Origin of the sequence: Enterobacter cloacae complex sp. SHL021, assembly GCF_049237765.1 — a bacterium.
Classification (GTDB): domain Bacteria; phylum Pseudomonadota; class Gammaproteobacteria; order Enterobacterales; family Enterobacteriaceae; genus Enterobacter; species Enterobacter cloacae.
Genome location: NZ_JBMKJG010000012.1, coordinates 105,533 through 131,804, shown reverse-complemented (window position 1 = coordinate 131,804; position 26,272 = coordinate 105,533). Strand labels below are relative to the sequence as shown.

The 26,272-nt window shown below is 54.3% G+C and carries 22 protein-coding genes and 1 riboswitch; of the genes, 13 read left to right on the top strand and 9 right to left on the bottom strand.

Going from position 1 to position 26,272, the window contains the following annotated elements; all coding sequences use genetic code 11:
• Positions 1-37 precede the first annotated feature (37 nt).
• The 5 genes from parE to nudF are packed head-to-tail and all read right to left on the bottom strand — an operon-like array spanning position 38 to position 4,446.
• Positions 38-1,930: a DNA topoisomerase IV subunit B gene (parE, locus tag ACOTZF_RS14070; RefSeq protein WP_013098740.1), complete on the bottom strand. Its 1,893-nt coding sequence runs from the start codon at positions 1,928-1,930 to the stop codon at positions 38-40.
• A gap of 28 nt (positions 1,931-1,958) precedes the next feature.
• Positions 1,959-2,540 carry an esterase YqiA gene (yqiA, locus tag ACOTZF_RS14065; protein ID WP_014833291.1) on the bottom strand — a complete coding sequence of 194 codons (582 nt, stop codon included), beginning with the start codon at positions 2,538-2,540 and terminating at the stop codon, positions 1,959-1,961.
• On the bottom strand, positions 2,540-3,367 hold the full coding sequence (gene cpdA / locus ACOTZF_RS14060) for a 3',5'-cyclic-AMP phosphodiesterase (protein ID WP_020689480.1): 828 nt from the start codon (positions 3,365-3,367) through the stop codon (positions 2,540-2,542). Before cpdA ends, yqiA begins: the two co-directional genes overlap by 1 nt.
• A 27-nt stretch (positions 3,368-3,394) precedes the next feature.
• On the bottom strand, positions 3,395-3,817 hold the full coding sequence (locus ACOTZF_RS14055) for a DUF1249 family protein (RefSeq protein ID WP_003862516.1): 423 nt from the start codon (positions 3,815-3,817) through the stop codon (positions 3,395-3,397).
• Entirely contained in the window at positions 3,814-4,446 is a 633-nt protein-coding gene (gene nudF, locus ACOTZF_RS14050) for an ADP-ribose diphosphatase (RefSeq protein ID WP_129252093.1), read from the bottom strand. The genes ACOTZF_RS14055 and nudF overlap by 4 nt, the downstream gene beginning before the upstream one ends.
• Before the next feature lie 203 nt (positions 4,447-4,649).
• Between nudF and tolC the strand changes: the two genes are divergently transcribed.
• The 3 genes from tolC (at position 4,650) to ACOTZF_RS14035 (ending at position 8,135) form a co-directional block, all read left to right on the top strand.
• Positions 4,650-6,116, top strand: a complete 1,467-nt coding sequence (gene tolC, locus ACOTZF_RS14045; RefSeq protein ID WP_020689478.1) for an outer membrane channel protein TolC — start codon at positions 4,650-4,652, stop codon at positions 6,114-6,116.
• A 190-nt stretch (positions 6,117-6,306) separates the two neighbouring features.
• Positions 6,307-6,972 (top strand): DUF1190 family protein, encoded by a 666-nt coding sequence (locus ACOTZF_RS14040; protein ID WP_020689477.1) that lies wholly within the window; start codon positions 6,307-6,309, stop codon positions 6,970-6,972.
• Between the two features lie 2 nt (positions 6,973-6,974).
• Positions 6,975-8,135, top strand: coding sequence for a glutathionylspermidine synthase family protein (locus tag ACOTZF_RS14035; RefSeq protein WP_029883040.1), 1,161 nt, complete (start codon positions 6,975-6,977; stop codon positions 8,133-8,135).
• Between the two features lie 79 nt (positions 8,136-8,214).
• Here the strand turns inward: ACOTZF_RS14035 and ygiD are convergent, their stop codons facing one another.
• Positions 8,215-9,003: a 4,5-DOPA dioxygenase extradiol gene (gene ygiD / locus ACOTZF_RS14030; RefSeq protein WP_023620513.1), complete on the bottom strand. Its 789-nt coding sequence runs from the start codon at positions 9,001-9,003 to the stop codon at positions 8,215-8,217.
• Positions 9,004-9,199: 196 nt separating this feature from the next.
• Here ygiD and zupT point away from each other — a divergent pair, with 196 nt between their 5' ends.
• The 9 genes from zupT to ACOTZF_RS13985 all read left to right on the top strand — a co-directional run bounded on the left by zupT (position 9,200) and on the right by ACOTZF_RS13985 (position 20,479).
• Entirely contained in the window at positions 9,200-9,973 is a 774-nt protein-coding gene (gene zupT, locus ACOTZF_RS14025; RefSeq protein WP_013098748.1) for a zinc transporter ZupT, read from the top strand.
• A gap of 424 nt (positions 9,974-10,397) precedes the next feature.
• Positions 10,398-10,973 carry a fimbrial-like protein gene (locus ACOTZF_RS14020; protein WP_045293703.1) on the top strand — a complete coding sequence of 192 codons (576 nt, stop codon included), beginning with the start codon at positions 10,398-10,400 and terminating at the stop codon, positions 10,971-10,973.
• A gap of 78 nt (positions 10,974-11,051) precedes the next feature.
• On the top strand, positions 11,052-13,574 hold the full coding sequence (locus ACOTZF_RS14015) for a fimbria/pilus outer membrane usher protein (protein WP_130626679.1): 2,523 nt from the start codon (positions 11,052-11,054) through the stop codon (positions 13,572-13,574).
• A 15-nt stretch (positions 13,575-13,589) separates the two neighbouring features.
• A complete protein-coding gene (locus ACOTZF_RS14010) occupies positions 13,590-14,324 on the top strand; it encodes a fimbrial biogenesis chaperone (RefSeq protein WP_058660688.1) in 735 nt (244 codons plus the stop codon).
• A gap of 2 nt (positions 14,325-14,326) precedes the next feature.
• Positions 14,327-15,388, top strand: a complete 1,062-nt coding sequence (locus ACOTZF_RS14005; RefSeq protein ID WP_095908263.1) for a fimbrial protein — start codon at positions 14,327-14,329, stop codon at positions 15,386-15,388.
• 214 nt (positions 15,389-15,602) lie between these two features.
• On the top strand, positions 15,603-16,160 hold the full coding sequence (locus ACOTZF_RS14000) for a fimbrial protein (RefSeq protein ID WP_129251555.1): 558 nt from the start codon (positions 15,603-15,605) through the stop codon (positions 16,158-16,160).
• 76 nt (positions 16,161-16,236) lie between these two features.
• Positions 16,237-18,672 (top strand): fimbria/pilus outer membrane usher protein, encoded by a 2,436-nt coding sequence (locus ACOTZF_RS13995; protein WP_164989328.1) that lies wholly within the window; start codon positions 16,237-16,239, stop codon positions 18,670-18,672.
• A gap of 9 nt (positions 18,673-18,681) precedes the next feature.
• Positions 18,682-19,437 (top strand): fimbrial biogenesis chaperone, encoded by a 756-nt coding sequence (locus tag ACOTZF_RS13990; protein ID WP_013098755.1) that lies wholly within the window; start codon positions 18,682-18,684, stop codon positions 19,435-19,437.
• Complete coding sequence (locus tag ACOTZF_RS13985; RefSeq protein ID WP_023620517.1) at positions 19,421-20,479, top strand: fimbrial protein; 1,059 nt, start codon at positions 19,421-19,423, stop codon at positions 20,477-20,479. The genes ACOTZF_RS13990 and ACOTZF_RS13985 overlap by 17 nt, the downstream gene beginning before the upstream one ends.
• A gap of 45 nt (positions 20,480-20,524) precedes the next feature.
• Here ACOTZF_RS13985 and ribB read toward each other — a convergent pair whose 3' ends face one another.
• Positions 20,525-21,178, bottom strand: coding sequence for a 3,4-dihydroxy-2-butanone-4-phosphate synthase (gene ribB / locus ACOTZF_RS13980; protein WP_008502964.1), 654 nt, complete (start codon positions 21,176-21,178; stop codon positions 20,525-20,527).
• 106 nt (positions 21,179-21,284) lie between these two features.
• Positions 21,285-21,435: riboswitch (FMN riboswitch) on the bottom strand.
• A 121-nt stretch (positions 21,436-21,556) separates the two neighbouring features.
• Between ribB and ubiK the strand changes: the two genes are divergently transcribed.
• Entirely contained in the window at positions 21,557-21,853 is a 297-nt protein-coding gene (gene ubiK / locus ACOTZF_RS13975) for a ubiquinone biosynthesis accessory factor UbiK (RefSeq protein WP_013098757.1), read from the top strand.
• Between the two features lie 74 nt (positions 21,854-21,927).
• On the opposite strand, the gene hldE is transcribed toward ubiK, so the two are convergent.
• Together hldE and glnE are read right to left on the bottom strand one after the other, a co-directional pair.
• The gene (gene hldE / locus ACOTZF_RS13970; RefSeq protein ID WP_013098758.1) at positions 21,928-23,358 is read right to left on the bottom strand and encodes a bifunctional D-glycero-beta-D-manno-heptose-7-phosphate kinase/D-glycero-beta-D-manno-heptose 1-phosphate adenylyltransferase HldE; all 1,431 of its coding nucleotides are present in this window, start codon (positions 23,356-23,358) and stop codon (positions 21,928-21,930) included.
• Between the two features lie 40 nt (positions 23,359-23,398).
• Positions 23,399-26,257 carry a bifunctional [glutamate--ammonia ligase]-adenylyl-L-tyrosine phosphorylase/[glutamate--ammonia-ligase] adenylyltransferase gene (gene glnE / locus ACOTZF_RS13965; RefSeq protein ID WP_129317879.1) on the bottom strand — a complete coding sequence of 953 codons (2,859 nt, stop codon included), beginning with the start codon at positions 26,255-26,257 and terminating at the stop codon, positions 23,399-23,401.
• Between the last annotated feature and the right edge of the window lie 15 nt (positions 26,258-26,272).

The window sequence follows — 26,272 nt, the reverse complement described above, 5'->3', positions numbered from 1 at the left end:
AGCGCTTACCGGGCCTACGATTGCTATGGCTGAGGCATCAGGCCTCAATATCCGCCATATCGCCTTTCTCCTGCAGCCAGTTGCGTCGGTCTTCCGAACGTTTTTTGGCCAGCAGCATATCCATCATGGCGTTGGTTTGCTGTTCGTCTTCATCGCTGATGGTCAACTGAACCAGACGACGAGTGTTAGGATCCAGCGTGGTTTCGCGCAGTTGCATTGGGTTCATCTCGCCCAGCCCTTTAAAGCGCTGAACGTTTGGTTTGCCCTTCTTGCGCTTGAGCTGCTCCAGCACGCCCGCTTTCTCTTCTTCCGTCAGCGCGTAGTACACCTCTTTGCCGAGATCGATACGGTAGAGCGGCGGCAGCGCGACGTAGACGTGGCCGTTTTTCACCAGCGTGCGGAAGTGCTTCACGAAGAGTGCGCACAACAGCGTGGCGATGTGCAGACCATCGGAGTCCGCATCCGCGAGGATACAGATTTTGCCGTAGCGCAGCTGGCTAAGATCTTCGCTGTCCGGATCGATACCGATCGCAACAGAGATATCATGCACTTCCTGCGAGGCCAGCACTTCATCGGACGAGACTTCCCAGGTATTCAGGATTTTACCTTTAAGCGGCATGATCGCCTGGTATTCACGGTCGCGCGCCTGCTTGGCCGATCCGCCTGCCGAGTCCCCTTCCACCAGGAACAGCTCGGTACGGTTAAGATCCTGCGCGGTACAGTCCGCCAGCTTGCCCGGCAACGCAGGACCGCTGGTGAGCTTTTTACGCACCACTTTCTTCGCCGCACGCAGACGACGCTGCGCGCTGGAGATCGCCATTTCCGCCAGCATCTCTGCAGCCTGAACGTTCTGGTTCAGCCACAGGGTGAAGGCATCTTTGACCACGCCGGAAACAAAGGCCGCGCACTGACGCGAGGAGAGACGCTCTTTGGTTTGCCCGGCAAACTGCGGATCCTGCATCTTCACGGAAAGCACGTAGGCGCAGCGATCCCAGATATCTTCCGCCGACAGCTTCACGCCGCGCGGCAGAATGTTGCGGTATTCGCAGAATTCACGCATCGCATCCAGCAGACCCTGACGCAGCCCGTTAACGTGCGTACCGCCGAGCATGGTTGGGATCAGGTTGACGTAACTTTCGGTCAACAGCTCACCGCCTTCCGGCAGCCACAGCAGCGCCCAGTCCACCGCTTCGGTGTCACCGGTGAAATTACCGACGAACGGTTTTTCCGGCAGCGTCGGCAGGCCGTTTACCGCTTCGCACAGGTAGTCGTTCAGACCGTCGGCATAGCACCAGCTCTGCTCGGTATTGTTGACGTTATCTTTAAACGTGATTTCCACGCCAGGGCACAGCACCGCTTTAGCTTTCAGCAGGTGCGTCAGGCGAGAAACGGAGAAACGTGGGCTGTCGAAGAAGCTTTCGTCAGGCCAGAAGTGGACGCTGGTGCCGGTGTTGCGTTTACCGCACGTGCCGACAACCTGCAGATCCTGCACTTTCTCGCCGTTTTCAAACGCGATGTTATACACCTGGCCGTCGCGGCGAACGTTCACTTCCACGCGCTTAGACAGGGCGTTAACCACGGAAATCCCCACACCGTGCAAACCACCGGAGAACTGGTAGTTCTTGTTGGAGAACTTACCGCCCGCATGCAGTCGGCAGAGGATCAGCTCAACGGCCGGTACGCCCTCTTCCGGGTGGATATCCACCGGCATGCCGCGACCGTCGTCGATAACTTCCAGCGACTGATCGGCATGCAGGATAACGTCGACACGTTTGGCATGGCCTGCCAGCGCTTCGTCGACACTGTTATCAATAACTTCCTGGCCCAGATGGTTTGGGCGCGTCGTATCGGTGTACATCCCCGGGCGGCGGCGAACCGGCTCAAGTCCGGTGAGTACCTCAATGGCATCAGCGTTATAGGTTTGCGTCATGATTTAAACTAGCAATTCGCATTGATTGTCAGAGGCTGTGCAGTCCAAGAAAATCGACAATCTGGGTGAAATGATCTTCAAAGCCCGTGAAAGCATGATTTCCGCCCTCTTCTATAGTCTGGCGGCAGGAGGCGTAATACGCCACTGCCTGGCGGTAATCCAGCACTTCATCACCCGTTTGTTGCAGCAGCCAGATCAGGTCCGGTGCTTCAAGCGGGTCGACCTGCATAACTTTGAGATCGTAAATATGGCGTGACTCTAGCACATATTGTTGGCCGGTGTAGGGGTTCTCGTTTTCGCCAAGAAAGTCCCGCAGCAGCTCAAACGGTCGAACCGCCGGGTTAACCACAACGGCGGGCAGCATAAAGCATTGCGAGAGCCATGTGGCGTAATACCCTCCCAGCGAGGAACCCACCACGCCGAAAGATTCGCCGCCGTGTTCCAGAACAATGGATTCCAGCATCTCCGCCGCCTCTGCCGGATAAGGCGGCAGCTGCGGGATAATCATCTCAACGTGCGGATGATGCTCGCTCAGCCACTGGCGTAACTGTGTCGCTTTGGCAGATCGCGGCGAGCTGTTGAACCCATGCAGGTAGAGGAGCGTAGACATCAATAGCCTTCTGAAGCGGTATCGGGGCGGAATTGCGCGCCTGCCAGACGGCAGACTTCCGTGGTCAGTGAACCATCCGCATGCAGTTCCAGCCAGCGCCAGCCCGGCGCGATGGTATCCAGGGTAAAGTTCGCGCAGTGCGGCTTAAACTGAACGCAGGTCGACGGCGTCGCCAGCAGACGGCGGCCATTCCAGTCGAGATCCTGTTCCTGATGAATGTGTCCGCACAGCAGATTCTTCACGCGCGGGAATTTCACCAGCACGCTATCCAGGGCGGCAGAATTGCGCAGGCTGTGTTGATCGAGCCAGCTACAGCCCGCCGGAAGCGGATGATGATGAAGCAAAAGCAGCGTATGTCGCGCCGGTTCGGCGGCCAGTTTGGTCTCCAGCCAGTCGAGCTGAAACTCGCTTAACTCACCGTGCGGGACGCCAAACACCTGGCTGTCGAGCAGCAGGATCTGCCACTGCTCACCGGCAAACACACACTTCGCCGGAGAGATCCCCGCCTCCTGAAGAGAGCTGTACATCGCAGGCTGAAAGTCGTGGTTGCCCGGAAGCCAGACGCACGGCACGCTAAAGCTCGCGATGCCTTCAGCAAAATGCTGGTAGGCCGCGGAGGATTGATCCTGCGCCAGATCGCCCGTTGCAACGATCAGATCGCAGGCACGATTTTCAGCGTGAATAGCGCTAAGTACAGCCTGATAACTCTCCCAGGTGTTCACCCCCAGCAGCGTTTCATGCTTTTCGGCAAAAAGGTGAGTATCGGTGATTTGTAATATCCTGACTGGTGCCCCACCAGCAACAGTCAGGTTCAACAGGCTTTCCAAATGGTGTCCTTAGGTAGGTTTATGACGCTAACAAACCGGAATCGCCATTGCTCCATGTGCTAAACAATATCTTAGCCAGTCGGCTAAAAACTGGTTAATTTGATGCTTTTCGTCGCGTTGATGCAACTTTTTATTCGGGTAATCATACCGCGCTTTAAAACGAAAGATCTGCTGACTTGAACACACTTCAGCGACCATCGCGTCGTGGTAGAGCCGCACCGTCATTGACGGCAGGCTCCAGTAGCTAATGCTGGGTGCCGTTTGTTCGATTTCCACCAGCGTAGTGTAGCGCGTTGATTCTGTTATCGTTAATCGATACTGCGCGTTGCTCACCTGATAGCTTACCGTTTCGCCGGGTGCGTCGTTTCTCGGCAGCAGGCGGCGCAATTGTGCGAAATTGGTTTCGCACAGGCGCATCATTTCTGGGAAGTCAGGTGTATAACGCTTCATTTTTTCCACTCGTTTCGTAATGTCTGATAATGCAGTTGCAGCCATTGCAGGGCGATGACAGACGCTGCGTTGTCGATTTTCCCCTCTTCTACCCACTGGTAAGCCTGCTCCCGACTCACCACATGAACCCGAATATCTTCGTTTTCATCTGCCAGACCGTGGATCCCATCCGCGGTCGTGGCGTCCACTTCGCCCACCATGATGGACAAGCGCTCGCTGGTGCCTCCCGGACTGGCCAGATAGCTGAGCACCGGTTTTGTGCGGCCAACGATCAGCCCCGCCTCTTCCAGCGCCTCGCGGCGGGCAACGTCTTCAACCGACTCGCCCTCTTCGATCATGCCGGCGACCATCTCCAGCAACCACGGGCTTTCACTGACGTCATACGCCGCAATGCGAATCTGCTCAACCAGTACGACTTCATCACGCACTGGGTCAAAGGGTAGCAAGACTGCTGCATGCCCGCGCTCAAAAATTTCGCGCCTGATTTCGCCGCTCATCTCACCGTTAAACAGGCGATGCCTGAAACAGTAAAGTTCCATTGAAAAAAAACCGCTATAAAGCGTTTCTCGTGCAATAATTTCTACATCGTTTTTGGCGAATGTCACGGGCAACTTATCTGGTTTTTGCATGAGTCGAGTCCTGGTAGCAATGGTGATGAAATTATGAATTTCAAGGCTGTTTGGCTGCCGTTTGTAAGGCTATATGGTAGATTGGTGCAAATTAACGCCACATGGCACATTACGCCAACCTTTTGGTGTGGATGATTCTGTTAGAATCGGCAATTATTTTTAATTAGATCAGCGCTAATACTGCTTCACAACAAGGAATGCAAATGAAGAAATTGCTCCCCATCCTTATCGGCCTGAGCCTGACGGGCTTCAGTGCAATGAGCCAGGCGGAAAACCTGTTACAGGTCTACCAGCAGGCACGTCTGGGCAACCCTGATTTACGTAAATCAGCGGCCGATCGTGATGCTGCGTTTGAAAAGATTAACGAAGCGCGTAGCCCACTGCTGCCGCAGTTAGGTTTAGGTGCAGATTATACATACAGCAACGGTTTCCGCGACGCTAACGGCGTTAACTCCAATGCTACCAGCGCCTCACTGCAATTAACACAGACGCTGTTTGATATGTCCAAATGGCGCGCACTGACCCTGCAGGAAAAGAGCGCGGGTATCCAGGATGTGACCTATCAGACCGACCAGCAAACGCTGATCCTGAACACGGCGACTGCGTACTTCAACGTGCTGAGCGCGATTGACTCGCTCTCCTATACTGAAGCGCAGAAACAGGCAATTTACCGTCAGTTAGATCAAACCACCCAGCGTTTCAACGTGGGCCTGGTCGCCATCACTGACGTGCAGAACGCCCGTTCACAGTACGACAGCGTACTGGCCAACGAAGTGACCGCGCGTAACAACCTCGACAACGCGCTGGAATCTCTGCGTCAGGTCACCGGTAATTACTATCCAGAACTGGCTTCCCTGAACGTAGATAACTTCAAGACCGATAAGCCGCAGGCGGTGAATGCCCTGCTGAAAGAAGCGGAAAACCGCAACCTGACCTTACTGCAGGCGCGTCTGAGCCAGGACCTGGCCCGCGAGCAGATTCGTCAGGCGCAGGATGGCCACCTGCCAACCCTGAGCCTGAGCGCCTCCACCGGCGTGTCTGATACCAGCTACAGCGGTTCTAAAACCAACACCGCCCAGTATGACGACAGCAACCAGGGCCAGAACAAAGTCGGCCTGAGCTTCTCACTGCCGCTGTATCAGGGCGGTTTGGTGAATTCTCAGGTGAAACAGGCGCAGTACAACTTCGTTGGCGCAAGCGAGCAGCTGGAAAGCGCCCACCGCAACGTGGTGCAGACCGTGCGCTCTTCGTTCAACAACGTGAACGCTTCTATCAGCAGCATCAACGCGTATAAACAGGCCGTTGTGTCTGCCCAAAGCTCCCTGGATGCAATGGAAGCTGGTTACTCCGTCGGTACCCGTACCATTGTTGACGTGCTGGACGCGACCACCACGCTGTATAACGCGAAACAGCAGCTCTCCAGCGCACGTTACCAGTACCTGATTAACCAGCTGAACATCAAGCAGGCGCTGGGTACGCTGAACGAGCAGGACCTGCTGGCGCTGAACAATGCGCTGGGTAAACCGGTCTCAACCTCGCCGGACAGCGTGGCACCGGAGAACCCGGAGCAGGTTGCTGCGGTTGATAACTTCAACGCTAACAGCAGCGCGCCTGCTGCACAGCCAGCCGCTGCGCGTACCAACACCGGCAGCAATCCGTTCCGTCACTAAGAGTGTCATCAGGCCCACTGCGGCCTGATGCCCTCACCCCTGCCCTCTCCCACAGGGAGAGGGAGCATCTGAATCACATCCGAACGTAAGCCAACGTAAAGATCCCCCTGATTCCGACCCTCTTCGCTTCATTTTCAACCACTCATCCTCTATCCTGAGCGTTATAACCACTGGGTCCTGGAAGACAAATATGAAACGGACAAAATCCATAAATCACGCTTCGTTCCGCAAAAGCTGGAACGCGCGTCACCTCACCCCTGTTGCGCTGGCGGTTACCGCTGTCTTTATGCTGGCAGGCTGTGAGAAAAGCGATGAAACGGTTTCTCTGTATCAAAACGCAGAGGACTGCTCAGCCGCAACCGGTAACGCGGCAGAATGTAAGACCGCCTATAACAACGCCCTGAAAGAAGCGGAACGTACCGCACCGAAATATGCCACACGCGAAGACTGCGTGGCAGAGTTCGGTGAAGGCCAGTGTCAACAGACACCGGCTGAGGCGGGAACGGCGCCAGAAAATCAGGCGCAAGCTCAGTCCAGCGGCAGCTTCTGGATGCCACTGATGGCCGGCTATATGATGGGCCGCCTGATGGGCGGCGGTGCGGGTTACCAGCAGCAGCCGCTGTTTAGCTCGAAAAACCCGGCCAGCCCGGCCTACGGCCAATACACCGATGCCAGCGGCAAAGGCTATGGCGCAGCAACGCCTGGCCGCACCGTGACCGTACCGAAAACGGCGATGGCTCCGAAACCGGCTACCACCAGCACCATCACCCGCGGCGGGTTCGGTGAATCTGTGGCGAAACAGACCAGCATGCAGCGCAGCGCGACGGGTACGTCAACTCGCTCAATGGGCGGCTGATCATGGAACGAGTCAGTATCACCGAGCGCCCGGACTGGCGCGAAAAAGCGACCGAATACGGTTTTAACTTCCACACCATGTATGGCGAGCCGTACTGGTGTGAAGACGCTTACTACAAACTGACGCTCGCCCAGGTGGAAAAACTGGAGGCGGTGACGGCAGAGCTCCATCAGATGTGCCTGAAGGTTGTCGAGAAAGTGATCGACAGCGACGAGCTGATGGCTAAATTCCGCATTCCGAAGCACACCTGGGGCTTTGTGCGCCAGTCGTGGAAAACCAGCCAGCCCTCGCTCTATTCTCGCCTTGATCTGGCGTGGGATGGCGTGGGTGAACCTAAGCTTCTTGAAAATAACGCCGATACACCAACCTCTCTGTATGAAGCGGCCTTCTTCCAGTGGATCTGGCTGGAAGACCAGATGAACGCCGGAAACCTGCCGGAAGAGAGCGACCAGTTCAATAGCCTGCAGGAAAAGTTGATTGAGCGTTTCGCCGAGCTGCGTGAACAGCACGGTTTCAACCTGCTGCATCTCGCCTGCTGCCGTGACACGGAAGAAGATCGTGGAACGGTTCAGTATCTGCAGGATTGTGCTGCCGAAGCGGAAGTCGCCACCGAGTTTCTCTATATAGAGGATATCGGTCTGGGCGAGAAAGGTCAGTTTACTGACCTGCAGGATCAGGTGATCAGCAACCTGTTCAAACTCTACCCGTGGGAATATATGCTGCGTGAGATGTTCTCCACCAAGCTGGAAGACGCTGGCGTGCGCTGGCTGGAACCGGCGTGGAAGAGCATCATCTCCAACAAAGCCCTGCTGCCGATGCTGTGGGAAATGTTCCCGAACCACCCGAACCTGCTGCCGGCATACTTTGCGGAAGATGATTATCCGCAAATGGAAAAATATGTCGTGAAGCCAATCTTCTCCCGCGAGGGGGCAAACGTCTCCATTATCGAAAACGGTAAAACGCTGGAAGCGGTTGAAGGGCCTTACGGCGAAGAAGGAATGATCGTCCAGGCGTTTTATCAGCTGCCGAAATTTGGCGACAGCTATACGCTGATTGGCAGCTGGCTCATCAACGATCAGCCTGCCGGGATTGGCATCCGCGAAGATCGCGCGCTGATCACGCAGGATCTGTCACGGTTCTATCCGCATATTTTTGTTGAGTAGAGTGCGGCCTGATGCCCTCTCCCACGGGAGAGGGTGTAAACACTAAAAACGGCAACCGCAGGTTGCCGCTTTGCTTTTATTACCCCACCTGCACCGACAGCATACTCAAACTCCCCATCTCAATACCGTCGACCGGGATCGTCACCGGTTCCTGGCCATCCCACGCGCCAAGAACGTACAGCAGCGGCAGGAAGTGTTCCGGCGTTGGGTTAGAGAGCGAACCGCCTTCGTGATCCAGATAGTTCACCAGCGGATGCTGCTCAACCGGGCCTTGCCAGGTCAGATTGTCTTTAACGTAATCGTTAAAGGACGTTGCCCATGGGTAAGGCGTATTTTCACCGTGCCAGCGCGCCGTGCGCAGGTTGTGTACCACGTTACCGCTTGCCACCAGCATAATGCCTTCATCACGAAGCGTAGCCAGCTTGCGGCCCATCTCCATGTGCCAGGCTGCCGGTTTAGTGCTGTCGATACTCAACTGCACCATCGGGATGTCGGCGTCCGGGTACATTTTTATCAGCACGCCCCATGAGCCGTGGTCAAAGCCCCATGCCTCTTTATCCAGCGCGACCGGGACAGGTGCCAGCAAATCCACCAGCTTCTGTGCCAGCTCGGGCGAGCCGGGGGCCGGATAATGCGTGTCGTACAACGCCTGCGGGAAACCGCCAAAATCATGGATTGTTTTTGGCGCCTCCATGGCAGTTACGCCAGTGCCACGGGTGAACCAATGTGCAGACACCACCACAATCGCCTTCGGACGCGGCAACGTCTCGCCCAGGTGACGCCATGTGCGGGTGTAGACGTTGTCTTCCAGAACGTTCATTGGGCTACCGTGGCCTAAAAACAGTGCTGGCATACGTGAAGAAGTCATGGTGATATCCTTACAGAAGGTGTCAATTTGATGGTGCTACATTACGCTTAACACGACAAAGATGAACGCAGATAAGCGTGAAGATCATCATCAGGAAATTTGAATGTAAGGAATATGTAAAACAGAGGTTGCCCTCTCGCTTTGGCCAACGTGAATTATTAGTATTAATGAGAATCATTATCACAAGGAGCATTGCATGTCCGTCCCCTTGATCCTGACCATCCTGGCGGGTGCCGCCACCTTTATCGGTGCGATCCTCGGTGTGCTTGGTCAAAAGCCGTCTAACCGCGTGCTGGCCTTTTCACTGGGATTTGCTGCCGGCATTATGCTGCTCATCTCCCTGATGGAGATGCTGCCTGCCGCACTGGGCACAGAAGGCATGTCTCCGGTACTGGGTTATGGCATGTTTGTTTTTGGTCTGCTGGGCTATTTTGCCCTCGACCGCATGCTGCCCCATGCACATCCGCAGGATTTGATGCAAAAAAGCGTCGCGCCGGTGCCGCAAAAGATTAAACGTACTGCCATCCTCCTGACGCTCGGCATCAGCCTGCACAACTTCCCGGAGGGTGTCGCGACCTATGTCACCGCCAGCAGCAATCTGGAGATGGGTCTGGGTATCGCCCTGGCGGTGGCCTTACACAATATTCCTGAAGGGCTAGCCGTTGCCGGGCCGGTTTATGCCGCCACGGGGTCAAAACGCACCGCCGTGTTCTGGGCCGGGATATCGGGCATGGCGGAAATTCTCGGGGGCGTACTGGCGTGGCTGATACTGGGAAGCCTGGTTTCACCGGTGGTGATGGCCGCCATTATGGCCGCAGTTGCGGGGATTATGGTGGCGCTGTCGGTTGATGAACTGATGCCGCTGGCGAAAGAGATCGATCCTAACAACAATCCGAGTTATGGGGTGTTGTGCGGAATGTCTGTAATGGGATTAAGCCTGGTGTTGTTACAAACGGCGGGTATTGGCTGAACGGTTGCGCTTCCTTATTTGAGGGAGCGCAATTTCTTTTAATGTCAGTGAATACCAACTATCAGTATTAATGATATAAAGTCCGGCACCATACTTTCTAATCGCCATAGAATTCACTTAAGAAATATTATTTATAACTATTCCCCGTAAAATAATTACCGCTTCGTGTATTAAAAAAAACTCAAAAGATTGATGTCAATCACTATTTAAACCGAGCATTCTGGCTGTTGAGCAACAGCATTTTTCCCATTTATAATTTCAAATGATTTATTAATAGTCTCTAAATCCCCCATTTAGAAATGCTCACGAGATGAACCATATTGCGACTGGTATATTTCGACCGCTTTAATGAAATAAAAGTGTTGCAATATTAATTCATTAAAATTATTGCGCCATCCACTCTTAGATAAAGGATTATATCTTCATGTTTAACAAGACTATTCTGGCAGTTGCGACAACTGCATTGCTTTCTGGTCTGTCATTTACTGCTATGGCAGCAGATAACCAGGGCTCGGGGAAGATCACGTTCACCGGTGAAGTTATCAGTGCGCCTTGCTCTATCACCCCGGGAGATGAAAATCAGACGATTGAATTAGGAGAAGTCGCGGATAGCGTGCTGAACAGCGGTAAAAACTCGCTGCCGGTTGACGTGAATATCCACCTGCAGGATTGCATTCTCTCTTCTACCACCGGACAAACCACCACCACGATCGACAAAGTGAAGGTCACCTTTGCCTCCGCAAGTACCGATTCAACCGACACCAGCCTGATGAAAAACACGCTTGACGGCAACATCGGCGGTGCAACAGGTGTGGGCGTTCGCTTGCTGGATAGCGGCAGCAATAAAGTCACGCTGGGTACGCCGATTGAAGTGTCATTCCCCACCACAAATGCCTATCAGGAACTGAACTTCAAAGCCCGAATGGAACCGGTATCTGGCAGCCAGGCTACCCCGGGTAACGTTCAGGCCCAGGCGAACTATATCCTTGAATATAAGTAATTTGATTGCCGTCTGAAAACGTAGCCGATGAAGGACTCATCGGCTTTTATGCCTTCTTTTTAAAAGCGAAACGGATTTATGCTAAAACACTCAGCGCATCAACTCTCCCGCCTCTCTGCTTTTATAAAGTATTCGCTGAGTGTCACACTTTACTCAGCTTTATTCGTGTTGCCTGTCTCCGCGGTTGAATTCAACACAGATATGATTGACGTTGAAGACCGAAGTAATATTGATATTTCCCAGTTTGAGAAAAAAGGCCACATCGCGCCGGGTAGCTATCTCGTCCGCATTCAGGTCAATAAAAACACGTTGCCTCAATCCGCAACAATGGAGTGGATCGCAACGGAAAACGAAAGCGGTTCGCAAATTTGCGTGAATGCCGGGCAGTTATCCGCTTTCGGACTAAGCACCGATTTTATTTCGCGACTCCATAAATCTCAGGACGGACGTTGCCTTGATCTTTCGGCTGTTCCTGAGCTGGGCTTTTCCCTTAATAAAGGGACGATGGTGCTTTCCGTCACCGTTCCCCAGGCATGGATGAAATATCAGGCGAAGAACTGGACGCCGCCGGAATATTGGGATGAAGGCATTGCGGGTGTTTTACTTGATTATAATCTCTATGGCAGCCAGTACGATCCCCACGGGGGCGACGACAGCCAGAATATCAGCGCCTACGGCACGCTCGGGTTTAACCTCGGCGCGTGGCGTCTGCGTTCAGATTATCAATATAACCAAAACTTTCGTCACGGTGAGTCTACAGGCAGCGACAGCAGTCTGGCACGGACCTATCTCTACCGCCCTATCCCTTCGCTGTCATCAAAAATGACGCTGGGGCAATATGATTTAAGCTCAGATATTTTTGATACCTTCCACTTTACCGGTGCCTCACTGGAAAGTGATGAAAGTATGCTGCCGCCTGATTTACAGGGTTATGCACCACAAATTAACGGCATCGCGCAGACCAATGCCAAAGTGACCGTCTCCCAGTCTGGCCGCGTTCTTTATCAAACAACCGTCGCGCCGGGGCCGTTCACCATTTCAGACCTGGGTGAAACCTACCAGGGACAGCTGGACGTAGTGGTCGAAGAGGAAGATGGGCGCAAAACCACCTTCCAGGTGGGTTCATCCTCAATTCCCTTCCTGACCCGAAAAGGCCAGGTGCGCTATAAAACATCCATCGGTAAGCCCACCGCTACGGGCCATAACGACATCAATAACCCGCTTTTCTGGACAGGTGAACTCTCGTGGGGCTGGCTGAGTAATGTGTCACTGTATGGCGGCACCCTGCTGACGGCTGATGATTATCAGGCCATGACCACCGGTATCGGCTTCAACCTGGATTCGTTCGGCTCGATCTCTTTTGATGTGACGGGCGCCGAGGCCACGCTCCACCAGGGAAAAAATGAGACACAGCGTGGGTACAGCTATCGCGCCAACTACGCAAAACGTTTTGAGGCGACCGGCAGCCAGATCACCTTCGCAGGTTATCGATTCTCGGATAAAGAATATGTCTCAATGAGTGAATATCTCGCCTCCCGGGACGGAGATACCTCAACGACAAACGAAAAAGAGAGTTACGTTATCTCCTTCAACCAGTACCTTGATTCGCTGGCATTAAATACTTATCTCAACGTCACCCGTAACACCTACTGGGACAACAGCAGCAACACAAACTACTCCTTTTCGCTGAGCCGCAATTTTGATATCGGCAACTTAAGAGGTTTATCCGCATCGCTGGCGCTAAGCCGCGTGCGCTGGGATGACAGCGACGAAAACCAGGTCTATTTCGCCTTCACCCTCCCGCTGGAGCAAAATCGTAGCATTATGTACAGCTACCAGCGTTCAGGCGGCGACAGCGCGTCTCATATGGCTTCTTACTATGACGCCTCCGATCGCAACAATACGTGGAATCTCTCGGCCTCTACGACGGAAGACGATTTGCGCGAAGGCGAACCGTCATTGCGCGGCGGATACCAGCACTATTCTCCTTACGGACGCCTCAATCTTTCAGGAAGCGTTCAGCCCAATCAATACCGTTCGATCAACGCGGGCTGGAACGGCTCAATCACCGCCACGCGACATGGCGTAGCCCTGCATGATTACAGCCCGGCCAATAACGCTCGCATGATGATCGATGCCGATGGTGTTGACGGAATTGAGGTCAACAGTTCGCGCACGCGCACTAACGCATTCGGTATTGCTGTCGTCCCCTCACTCAGCAACTACACCACCTCCACGGTGCGCGTTAACAGCAACACGCTGCCTGATGGCGTGGATATAGCAACCTCCGTTATTCGCACCACGCTGACGGAAGGTGCCATTGGTTACAGCAAGCTGAACGCCACCACGGGCTACCAGATTGTCGGCATTATTCGACAGGAAAACGGTCAGTTCCCTCCTTTGGGCGTCAGTATCGTCGACAGCGCTACGGGTAAAGAGGTCGGTCTGGTTGCCGAAGAAGGGTTTGTTTATCTCAGCGGGATTCAGGAAAACAGTACGTTACGTCTCACCTGGTCTGACAAAGCGTGTGAAATCACGCCGCCGAACCAAAGTAATCTTAACGGTGACGCTATATTTTTACCTTGTAAAACAGTGCATTAATTCAGGATGAATAAAATGAACATCACGATGATTTCAAAAGGACTTATCTGTTTCCTTGGCACGTGCAGCTTTGCCTGGGCCACCGTATCGCCCGACAGAACACGCATCATTTTCAACGCCTCAGCAAAAAGCGTGTCGGTCAGACTGATAAACCAGAGTAAAACCGATCCTTATCTGGCTCAGTCGTGGATTGAGGATAAAGAGGGTAAAAAAACGCGCGAGTTTATCTCTCCTGTTCCGCCATTGTTGCGTATCGAGCCTGACGAACAGGCGCAGGTTCGCCTGATGGCGCAGCAAAACCTCAGCCGACTTCCAGCCGATCGAGAGTCGCTGTTTTATTACAACATGCGGGAGATCCCACCCAAAGCCGAGCAGAAGAACGTGATGCAAATCGCCATGCAAAGCCGGCTTAAACTGTTCTGGCGGCCAAAAGCCATTGAGCTGAAGGAGGGCCAGTTTGTTCCGCTGGATAAAGTGGTTATATCCCGCGCCTCGGGTACGCTGCAGTTTAAAAACAGCAGCCCCTATTACATCACCGTGGGCTATATCGGACTGAACGGTAAAACCTTATTGCCGGGCGCAGAGAGCGTAATGATTGAGCCGTTTGGTCAGGCCAGCCAGTCACTGGCTAAGCTGCCCGCTGAATTTCAAGTCGGGTATATCAGCGATTATGGCGGTCTGGAAATGTTTAAGGTGAGTTGTAACGCGGTGCAACCTGCCTGCCAGAGCAAACCGGTGAATAAGGGATAATGATGAAAAAAATACATCTCGCGGTGATTGCCCTTTTATGTTTGTTCTCATCCTCCGCATGGGCGATGGACTGTTACAAAGATTCATTGGGCGGTCAAAGTCTGGTCACAACAACGCTCCCGACGTTCACGGTCCCAGCCAACGCCCCAGCCGGACAAAAAATTTGGGAAAGCGGCGATTTGCTGGTGACGGTATATTGCGATCACGCCACCCGCGACAGTACAAAACCTGTCTCGCAGGATCCCTGGAGTGAACACGTTTATGCCTATATCCTGGACAGTTTTCATAACACCGATAGCCTGATGACCAACAATCCCTATCTGGCGTTTGGCGTAACCTATAACGGTATTGACTATGACATCCCCGATATCAAAATTGATACGGGAGCCTGCCTTGATAAGCAGGATGATAAGTGGGGTGACTACAAGGAAGCAGCCTGCAATGGCGTCACAATTCAGAAAAACATCACGTTTAGCGTGCGCTTTCGTCTCTACGTGAAGCTAAAAGCGATACCAAAAGAGCAGTTTGACTATACCTTTCCCTCCGTCACCGTACTGACGTTTGACGGTTCAGGCGGAATCAACACGCTTCCAAAAGCAAAAAACTTGCATTACGACATTACCGGGCTGTCAAATATTCACTTCCTGGACTGCGGTGTGGATATCCGGATCTACCCTGAAAATCAGATTGTGAATTTTGGCCAGTTTACGGAGAGCGCAGTCAACGCCAACGCCGTCACCTCACCGTTTAGCATTTCGACAATCCGGGATGCCACTGCTGGCTGTTCAGAACAATTTGACGTGACGACCAGCTTTTACACCACCGATACGCTCTACGATAATACGCATCTGGACATGGGAAATGGTTTACTCATGCGTCTCATTGATAAAACCAATGGCGACGTGACGTACAACCAGTATCTTCCTTTTGCAACCTATCACCCTGATGATACGGAGACGACGCTGACGCATGACTATACGGCGGAGCTAACCCGTAAACCTGGTGAAGCCGTTATTCCTGGACCATTCAGTAAAGACATTATTGTCAAAATAAATTATCAATAATTGATCAAAAAGCAGACCAGCATTTTCTTTTGGTCTGCTTATTTAGCCCCTCGCCCTCTTTTTTCTACGTAAGCCATTCACTTCAATAATTAATAAACGCATACTTAAAGAGTCTTTAATTATTTTTTAATCACGTATTGTTACAATTAGTTTTAGAATACAACCGCCTCAAACATCAATATCTCTTAAATATTATTCATAACAAGGATATTTCATGCGAAATATTTCAAAAACACTTTTGGCGGTTGCTTTAGGCTCTTTTATCTCTGGCAATGCACTGGCAAGCGATCAGGGCTCCGGTAAAATCACCTTTAAGGGCATTATTATTGACGCACCATGCAATATTGCACCAGACAGTATTGATAAAGAGATTGAACTTGGCCAGTTCACCACGGCGGTGATGAATGTGAATAAAAAATCCACGGCGGTACCGGTTGATATCAACCTGGAAAACTGCCAGCTTGACGCTGCAGATGAAACCGCAACACCCGTCACCAAAGTGGACGTAACCTTCAGCAGCACCGCTACCGACGCAACCGATACCAGCCTGATGAGCAATACCTATGCGGGCGGCGCGCAGAACGTGGGCGTTCGTCTGCTGGATAATGCAGAGTCCCCTATCACACTTGGTACGGCTCAAACTGTCGATCTTTCTGCGGGTTCAGCGACCCAGACGCTGCACTTCAAAGCGCAGATGGAAGTGGTCGATGGTAAAACAGCAACGGCAGGCCAGGTCGAATCTACCGCGAATTACGTCCTGTTGTATAAATAAGCCCATACCGTTAATTATATTTCGGCTGGCAATATATTTGCCAGCCATTGCCGTAATTTTATTTGAGAGCTGAATGATGAAATACAGTGCATTTTCGATCATCATTGCTGGCTTTCTTACGCCTCTTCCACTGGCCGCCGTTGAATTTAATATTAACGCTATTGATAAAGATCAGCGCGGCAATGTTGATTTATCCCAGTTCAAAGATAAGAACCACGTTGCGCCGGGTCATTATTTCGTTAACGTTGCAATTAATAATACGTCACTCGCTAGCGGCTGGCAGTTAGCCTGGTATATAAAAGACGATACAACGGAAGTCTGCATTCCGTCCGATCTGGCGGACACTTTTGGTCTGGACGATAAATACCGCAGCATGCTGACGGTTAACGCGGGCTGTGTCGACTTTTCCCCGCTGCCGCAGGTTCGTTTCGAGTTTATTCAGGCGACGCAAACGCTGGAAGTCACCCTACCTCAGGCCTGGCTACAGTACCGTTCCACCAACTGGACGCCGCCCGCGACCTGGGACAACGGTGTCTCAGGCGTGCTGCTGGATTACAATCTGTTTGCCAGCCGCTATCAGCCAGATGAGGGGTCAAGCAGCGATAACGTCAATACCTACGGGACCGCTGGCGCCAACCTGGGCGCCTGGCGACTGCGGGGAGATTATCAGTACGCCCTTAACCGTACGGAAGGGAGGTCGCAGAGCGACGGCCGCCTTTCTCGCGCCTACCTTTTTCGCCCTCTGCCTGCACTTGGCTCAAAGTTCACGCTGGGTGAGTCAGATTTTCAGTCGGATATTTTCGACGGATTTTCCTACACCGGAGCCTCACTTATCAGCGACGAGCGCATGCTCCCCTGGTCTCTGCGCGGCTACGCGCCACAAATTTCTGGTATTGCTCAGACGAATGCCACCGTGACCGTCAGCCAGGCAGACAGGATTATCTATCAAACCAAAGTCCCACCGGGCCCTTTCGTCATACAGGATATCAACCAGTCCGTACAGGGAACGTTGGACGTCACCGTCGCCGAAGAAGACGGTCATACCAGCACCTTTCAGGTTTCTGCTGCCTCTGTGCCTTTCCTGACGCGACAAGGCCAGGTTCGCTATAAGCTGGCGGGCGGTAAACCCCGTCAGGACAGCTCGCATCAGGTCGAAAACGAGGCCTTTTTAAGCAGCGAATTCTCCTGGGGCGTCCTGTCCCGGACCTCCCTGTACGGTGGGATCCTGAACAGCGGTAATGATTACCGCGCGCTGGCGGCAGGTATCGGGCAGAACATGGATATGCTGGGCGCGCTGTCATTTGATGTCACCCAGGCCAGCAGCCAGCACGAGGGGGAAGCAAAGCAGACGGGATACAGTTACCGCATCAACTACAGCAAGCGTTTCGACACCACCGGGAGTCAGCTCACGCTTGCCAGCTACCGCTACTCCGACAGCCGCTTTCTCAGCTATGCCCGCTTTCTTGAAAAAGACCGGGATAACGCGGAAACGGAAAAACAGACGCTAAGCATCACTGCCAGCCAGTACATCCCCGCCCTGTCGCTAAACCTTTACCTTGGTATGCTGCGCCAGACCTGGTGGGACAGAGCCCCCTCCACCACCGGCACACTCACGGCAGGATACAACTTCGACCTTGGTCGCTGGAAAAATCTTGGCGTGACGGCCTCATGGAGCAAAACACATTATCAGGATCAAGGCGATGACACGCAGGTTTACTTCTCTTTAAGCATTCCCCTCGATCCGGATCATCGCCTCAATTACGATCTGAGAAACAGCGACACGACGCGTCAAACGCTCTCCTGGTATGACTCTTCAGACAGTAACAATACCTGGGGGATATCCGCTGGTACCGAGAGCAAAAAAACTGATGCCGGGGCGCAAGTCAGCGCGAATTATCAGCACTATGCCGGGACGGGAGATCTGAACCTGTCCGGAAGCTACAAGGCCCATGACTACCGTTCCGTCAGCGCGAGCTGGAACGGCTCGTTTACCGCAACCGCCCACGGGGCGTCGCTTCATCGCCGGAGCTACGGCAACGAACCGCGCGTGATGGTCAGCACGGAAGGGATCGGCAATATACCGCTGAATATGTCCCGCGATGCCACCAACATGTTTGGTATTGGCGTCCTGCCCGCCTTTTCGAGCTATATGCCCGCCAGCGTACAGGTCAATCTGAATAACCTGCCAGAGGGTGTCGATGTCGATAACCACGTCATTCGCTCCACCTGGACCGAGGGTGCAATCGGTTATCGGCTGATTGCCTCCCGTCAGGGTCAGGATGTTGCCGGGATCGTGCGTACCGCCAGCGGCACGCCGCCTCTCGGCGCCCAGGTGCGCGAGCAGGATTCAGGCAAAGAGGTGGGCATTATCGCCCAGGACGGACATATCTGGCTGGGGGCGGTAAAAGCTGAACAGCACTTTATCGTCACCTGGGGAGACGATCAGCAGTGTCATTTCTCCCTGCCAGCCTCTCTCGACAACACCACGCAGCTGATGCTGCCCTGCCAGTAACTTATCACTATGAAATCATACGTTTATTTAGCAGCACTCCTGTTTTGTGGCTCCGGCGTCTCGCAGGCGGCAATTAACCTGGACAGGACGCGCATCGTCTTTGCCGAAAGCGATAAAGCCAGCAGCCTGACCATTGAAAACCAGAGCAAATCGCTTCCCTACCTTGCCCTCGCCTGGGTGGAGGATCGGGACGGGCGCAAAGAGGACACCCATTTTATGGTCCTGCCGCCTATTCAGCGCATTGAACCCGGCGCCTCGTCACAGGTGCGGATCGTGAAACAGGCCGCGACGCAACAGCTGCCGGAGGATCGGGAAACGCTGTTTTATTTCAATCTGCGTGAAGTGCCGCCCAAAAGCGGGAGCCTGAAAGAGGAGCGCAGCGTCATGCAGGTGGCTATGCAGAGCCGCATAAAGTTGTTCTGGCGGCCGGAAAGCATTCGTAAAAAAGCAGGTGAAGAGACGGAGATGCAGCTGTCGGTGACGCTGTCGGGCAAAACCATGCGCCTGAAAAACCCAACGCCCTATTTCATTACGCTGGCATGGCTGAGCAATAACGGAAAAACCATGATGCCAGGCTTCGACAGTCTGATGATTAGCCCGTTTGCGACCAGTACGCTGACGCTAAGTGAAACAGAAGGAACGGGCTACAGCATAGGTTATATTGATGATTATGGTGCGCTACGCAAGGTCAATTTAACCTGTACCGGGTCAACACCATGCACGCTAACGCCGCGCAAGGTAGGGCAAAATGCGACATCTCGCTAAGCTTTTCCTTTTAATGCTGGTGATGTGCCCCCTTAAGCAGGCGCTGGCGCTGAACTGCTACCTTGGCACACAAAATGGCCCGGTGGAGCAAACCAAAACGGTGTCAGAATTCTCAATCCCCAGCACAGCCAGGGTTGGGCAAAAGATTTGGGAATCCAGCGATATCAAAATCCCCGTGTATTGCGACAGAAATACCGCGTCAAATCATGAGAACGAAGACGTCTTCGCCTGGGTGAACCCTTATCCGTCGGTGTCGGATCCTTACTACGAGCTCGGTGTAACCTACGAGGGTGCAGATTACGATGCCATCGGGCAAACCTACGGCGTGGATACCCGTCAGTGTCTGGACAACAACAGCCTGAGCAAATACACGGCCGAACAGTTAAAAGCAATGGGCTGGGAGAAATACATCTGTTCGGGGAATGCGTGGGATGTACATACCTCACGAACCTTTGCGGCACGCTTCAGGCTGTATGTTAAGCTCAAAGCGATACCGCCTCAGGGCTACGTCAGCACGCTTGGTGATTACATCGTCGTGCAGTTTGACGGCAAAGGCGGCGTAAATGCGCTTCCTGATGCCAAAAACCTCAAATACCACATTAACGGGCTGGAAAACATCAGGGTACTGGACTGCGGAGCGACGTTCAGTATTTACCCTGAAAATCAGGAGATCGACTTTGGCACCTTCAGCGCACGTGACATCGTCAATCAGGGCACGCGTACGCGAACGTTCTCGGTTAAAACCAGTAAAGTACAGGATGCGCAGTGTTCAGACGGATTTAAGATCGACTCGTCGTTCTATACCGATAGCGAGTTGACGGCCAATGATACGGCGTTGCTGATTGGTAATGGCCTGAAGCTGCGCATTCTTAACGGCACACAGCCCTACACCTTCAATCAGTATGACGAGTACGCTGATTTTACCGGTTCGGTGCTGCATTTCGAGACCACGTACACGGCTGAGCTTTCACGTGCAGAGGGAAAGGGTATCGATTCTGGTCCGTTTGAAACGGTCGTGCTGTTTAAAATTAACTACCACTAGAGACAAAAAAGCCGGGTTTCCCCGGCTTTTTCATTCATGCACCGTTCAGCTGGCTTTGCGCTCGTGCGCCTGACGGTATTCGATCAGATCTTCAATTGTCACGACCGGCATGTTGTGCAGGCGTGCAAAGGTGATGCACTCTGGTGCGCGCGCCATGGTGCCGTCATCGTTGGTCAGTTCACACAGTACGCCTGCAGGTTTGAAGCCTGCCAGCGTCACCAGATCGATGGTCGCTTCAGTGTGGCCACCACGGGTCAGCACACCGCCCGCCTGCGCACGCAGCGGGAAGACGTGGCCAGGACGGTGCAGGTCGGATGGCTTGGCGTCATCGGCAATTGCTGCACGGACAGTAGTCAGACGGTCAGCCGCGGAGACACCGGTAGTCACGCCATGCGCGGCTTCGATGGTCACGGTAAAGCCGGTACCAAAGGCGCTGGTGTTGTTTTCGACCATCATAGGCAGCTCGAGCTGCTTACGGCGGTCTTCGGTAATACACAGGCATACGATGCCGCTGCCGTGACGGATGGTCAGCGCCATCTGCTCAACGGTCATGTTTTCGGCGGCGAAAATCATGTCGCCTTCGTTTTCACGGTTTTCATCGTCAAGCACCATCACGCCGCGGCCTTCGCGCAGGGCATCCAGTGCATGTTCAACACGTTGAGTTGAAGTGCCAAAAGAGGAAAGTAGCGTCTGATTCATGGTAAAAAAACCTCATTAACATTATGGTTACCAGAATCAGGGCAGTCTTAGGAGCGCCGTATAAGCGGCAAAAAGATAACGTGAGCGGGCCCATGCCCGACTGGATCGTTACTCTCTCCCATCCGGACTTTAACCGTCGGCCCCGGAATTACACCGGATCTGCTGACCTTTGAGAGTTCACCCAAAGCGCTCGCGGGCTTTCAGCATGACGCTGATTTACCGCCGGTGGGGAATTTCGCCCCGCCCTGAGAATAAGCGAGATAACTATAACGCTATTGATTAACCTGGGCAATGCATAAGCTTCAAACAAATCTGCTTTATCCTGGAGCATGACGCGCTACAATGTTCATCAACACCGTCTTATCAAGGGAAGCCACTATGATTGACCCGAAGAAAATTGAGCAAATTGCGCGTCAGGTTCATGAGTCCATGCCAAAAGGCATTCGTGAATTTGGTGATGACGTTGAGAAGAAAATCCGCCAGACGCTGCAGGCGCAGTTGGTTCGCCTTGATTTAGTGAGCCGCGAAGAGTTTGACGTGCAGACACAGGTTCTGCTGCGCACCCGTGAAAAGCTGGCGCTGCTGGAACAGCGTCTTACCGAGCTGGAAAACCGCAATACCCCGGAAGAAGTGAAGCCGGCACCAGCGATACCGCCGGTGGATGACCAGGCCTAAGTGCGGCCTGATGCCCTCACCCCAGCCCTCTCCCACGGGGAGAGGGTGAAATAACGGGCCAACTGGCCCGTTTTTTACTGACTGTCTTTCTGGATCTTTTTGATGATGTTGGTGGTTGAACACCCGTCCTCAAAGTTGAGCACCATCACTTCACCGCCGTTGGCCCAGACCTCTTCGCTGCCCGCGATTTGCTCCGGTTTGTAATCGCCGCCTTTCACCAGCAGGTCAGGCAGAATGCCGGCAATCAGGCGCTGAGGCGTGTCTTCTTCAAACGGCACAACCCAGTCCACCGCTTCCAGCGCGCCGAGCACAATCATACGCTGCTCCAGCGGATTCACTGGACGCGTTTCGCCCTTCAGACGTTTGGTCGAGGCATCGCTGTTCACCGCCACAATCAGACGATCGCCCAGCTTGCGTGCATTCGCCAGATAAGAGACATGGCCCGCGTGCAGAATGTCGAATACGCCGTTGGTCATCACCACTTTCTCACCGCGTTTACGCGCGGCGGCAACGGCCACTTTCAGCTCTTCTTCCGTCATGACGCCAAAACCGGTATCGGCGCGGCCGCGCACGGCGTTTTCCAGTTCAATTGGCGAAACGGTAGAGGTCCCAAGTTTACCGACAACCACGCCCGCCGCGGCGTTCGCAAAGTAGCACGCTTCTTCGAGGGAGTTACCCGCCGCCAGCGTTGCCGCCAGTACGCCAATCACCGTATCACCGGCACCGGTCACGTCATAGACTTCCTGCGCCTGGGTTGGCATATGCAGCGGCGCCTTGCCCGGCTGCAGCAGCGTCATTCCCTGCTCGGAGCGGGTCACCAGCAGTGCAGACAGCTCGAAGTCAGCGATGATCTTCATGCCGCGCTCGACGATCTCCGCTTCCGACTTGCACTTGCCCGCCACCGCTTCAAACTCAGAGAGATTAGGCGTCAGCAGCGTTGCGCCACGATAGCGCTCAAAGTCGGTGCCTTTCGGATCGATCAGTACCGGCACATTGGCTTTACGCGCCAGCTGGATCATCTGTTGTACGCTTGCCAGTGCCCCTTTGGCGTAATCAGACAGTACCAGCGCGCCGATATTGCCCAGCGCCTGATTAATGCGCTCGTGCAGCGGCTCAGGATCCACACCCTCAAACCCTTCTTCAAAGTCGAGGCGGATCAGCTGCTGGTTACGCGACAACACGCGCAGCTTGGTAATGGTCGGGTGCGTCGGAACAGAAACGAAATCGCACTTCACGTTCACGTCCGCCAGCGACTTGCTCAGCGCGCGCGCCGCATCGTCGATACCGGTGAGGCCCACCAGACGCGAATGCGCGCCCAGAGAAGCAATGTTCATCGCCACGTTTGCCGCGCCGCCAGGACGCTCTTCAATGGTATCGACCTTAACGACCGGTACCGGTGCTTCCGGGGAGATACGGCTGGTCGGCCCATACCAGTAGCGATCAAGCATTACATCGCCGACAACCATAACTCCAGCACGTTCAAACTCTGGCAGTGTTACTTTCATTCCTGACTCCAGAAAGATTCACAATTTGCGCGCGATGATATCACACTTGTTTTGTTACGCACGGTTCCACCAGCCACTTCTGCCAGCTCGCTTTCACCTGGTCGCGTTCACGGGTAAAGCAGTCGAGCGCCACGTGGCCCGGCTGTTCCTGCAAGGCGAGGTGGTGCAACTCATCGCGCAGCGTGGTGTAGGCGCGGGTTAAGGCCTGCGCCTCCTGCTCATCCATGATGTCGTTTTGCGCAAGCAGCTCCAGAATGCGCACATTATCCGACCAGCGGGTCAGCTTCGGCTTGTCATGCGCGTGCAGGAGCACCAGATACTGGGTGATAAACTCAATGTCGGTAATGCCACCCTCATCGGCTTTAATATCAAACCGATCGCGGTGTTTATTGCCCAAATGCGCGCGCATCTTTTCACGCATTTCGCGCACTTCGGTCTGCAACTTACTGCCTTCACGCGGGGTGGTCATCACCGCTTTACGAATGGCATCAAACTGCGTTTTTAACTGCGGATCGCCATACACCACGCGGGCGCGCACCAGCGCCTGATGCTCCCACGTCCAGGCTTCGTTTTTCTGATAATCGGCGAAGGATTCCGTTGAGGTCACCAGCATACCAGCCGCGCCGGACGGACGCAGACGGGCATCCACTTCGTACAGAATGCCCGATGACGTGCGGGTGCTGAACAGGTGCATAATGCGCTGGGCCAGACGCAGATAGAACTGGCGCCCGTCAATTTCTCGCTCGCCGTCGGTCATCACGTCGGCCGGACAGTCGTGCAGGAAGATTAAATCCAGATCGGAGCTGTATCCCAGCTCCCACCCGCCGAGCTTACCGTAGCCCACCACGGCAAAACCGCGGCCTTCTCGTTCAGCAAGATGCTTCGGCTGGCCGTAACGCGCCACCATCTGGATCCACGCCTGGTGCACCACCGCATCGATGATCGCTTCCGCAAGCCAGGTTAAGTGATCGCTCACTTTCATCACCGGCAGCGTTTCGGCAATATCCGCCGCCGCGACGCGCAGCATCTGGGCCTGTTTGAACTGGCGCAGCGCTTCCAACTGCTGCTCTTCATCTTCTTCCGGCACGCGTAGCAGATACTGGCGCAACTCATCGCGGTAGGCATCGGTCGCCGTCGGCTGATAGAGGGTATTGGGATCGAGCAGTTCATCCAGCAGCAGCGGGTAACGCGCCAGCTTGTTGGCCACCATCGGTGACGCCGCGCAGAGCGTGATCAGGTGCTTCAGCGCCCCCGGGAATTCGCTCAGCAGTTCAAGATAGGTGGTACGCGTAATAATGCCGCTCAACAGCGGCATCATGCGGGAAAGCGGCACCGGGGCGTCGGCACGGGAACAGACATCGCTCAGCAGGTGCGGCATCAGGTGATCCAGCACCTGGCGACCACGCGGACCAATGGCACGCTTGTTGAGTTCAAGGCGGAAATCGGCGATCAGCGCCACCACCCGATGGCGATCGTCGTCGCTCAGGTGCGCCAGCACGGGCGTAGTGTCATCTTCCTGCAGGGCATCCTGCCACAGTTCACGCCAGTGTTCAGAGAGCGTATCGTCCTGCGATTCGCTTTCATCATCGCCAATCAGCTCGTTAAAGATACGGCGCACGCCTGCCATATGCGCCTCCAGCCGTTCGGTCAGTGCGGCCCAGTCGTCCACGCGCATGCCCCACGCCAGACGCGCCCGGTTCAGGTCATCCCCCGGCAGGGTCTGGGTTTGCTCGTCATTGATGCTTTGCAGCAGGTTTTCCAGACGACGCAGGAACAGGTATGCCTCACGCAGGGTTTGCGCGTCCCCCTCTGGCAGGAGATGGAGTTGCTCAATCGCTGACAGCGTCGGGAGCAACGAGCGGGATTGCAGCGACGGCTCGCGACCACCGCGGATAAGCTGGAAGACCTGGACAATAAACTCGATTTCACGAATGCCACCCGCGCCGAGCTTAATGTTATCTTTCAGCCCACGACGGCGTACCTCACGGGCGATCATCCCTTTCATGTTACGCAGGGACTGGATCACGCTGAAGTCGATATAGCGACGGAACACAAACGGGCGCAGCATGGCGCGTAGCTCGTTGGCGTAAGCGTCGTCGCTGTCACCCATGATCCGCGCTTTGACCATCGCGTAACGCTCCCAGTCGCGCCCCTGCTCCTGGTAGTAATCTTCCAGCGCCGCAAAGCTCAGCACCAGCGGGCCGCTGTCGCCAAACGGACGCAGACGCATATCCACGCGATAGACAAAACCGTCCTGCGTCGGCTGATCCAGCGCCTTGATCAGACGCTGGCCAAGACGGGTGAAGAACTGGGCATTGTCCAGTTCACGACGGCCTCCGCGCGTGGAGCCGTTCTCCGGCCAGGCAAAAATCAGGTCGATATCGGAGGAGAAGTTCAGCTCGCAGCCGCCCAGCTTACCCATCCCCAGAATCAACAGCGGCTGAGGAACCCCTTCCTCGCTGCACGGCGTGCCCCACTCTTTACAGCAGGCGGCGTAGAGCCAGTCTCGCGCAGCGACAATCAGCGTCTGCGCCAGCTCGCTCAACTGCTGGAGCGTGCTCTCTTCACTGACCAGCTCAAGCGACTGCGCCCAGGCTATGCGCACCATCACCCGGCGGCGAAACTGGCGCAAAACGCGCATCAGCGTGGCTTCATCCGCCACCTCAGCCAGCGCGCTTTGCAGCCAGCCTGCATAATGCCGCCACTCGTCAGCCTGCGGCGGGGCGTTTTCAAGCTCCACCAGCCAGTCCGGGTTAGCAGTAATACTTTCCTGCACAAAATCACTGAACGTGAGCACGCGCTTTGCCTGCTCGCTTAACGATGACGCCGGTAATGACTCAGGCAGACGTTCGCAAACGGTCTGCCACTGCTGCTGTAACTGCGAAGAAAGCGGCATTATAGGGGTTCCTTGCCA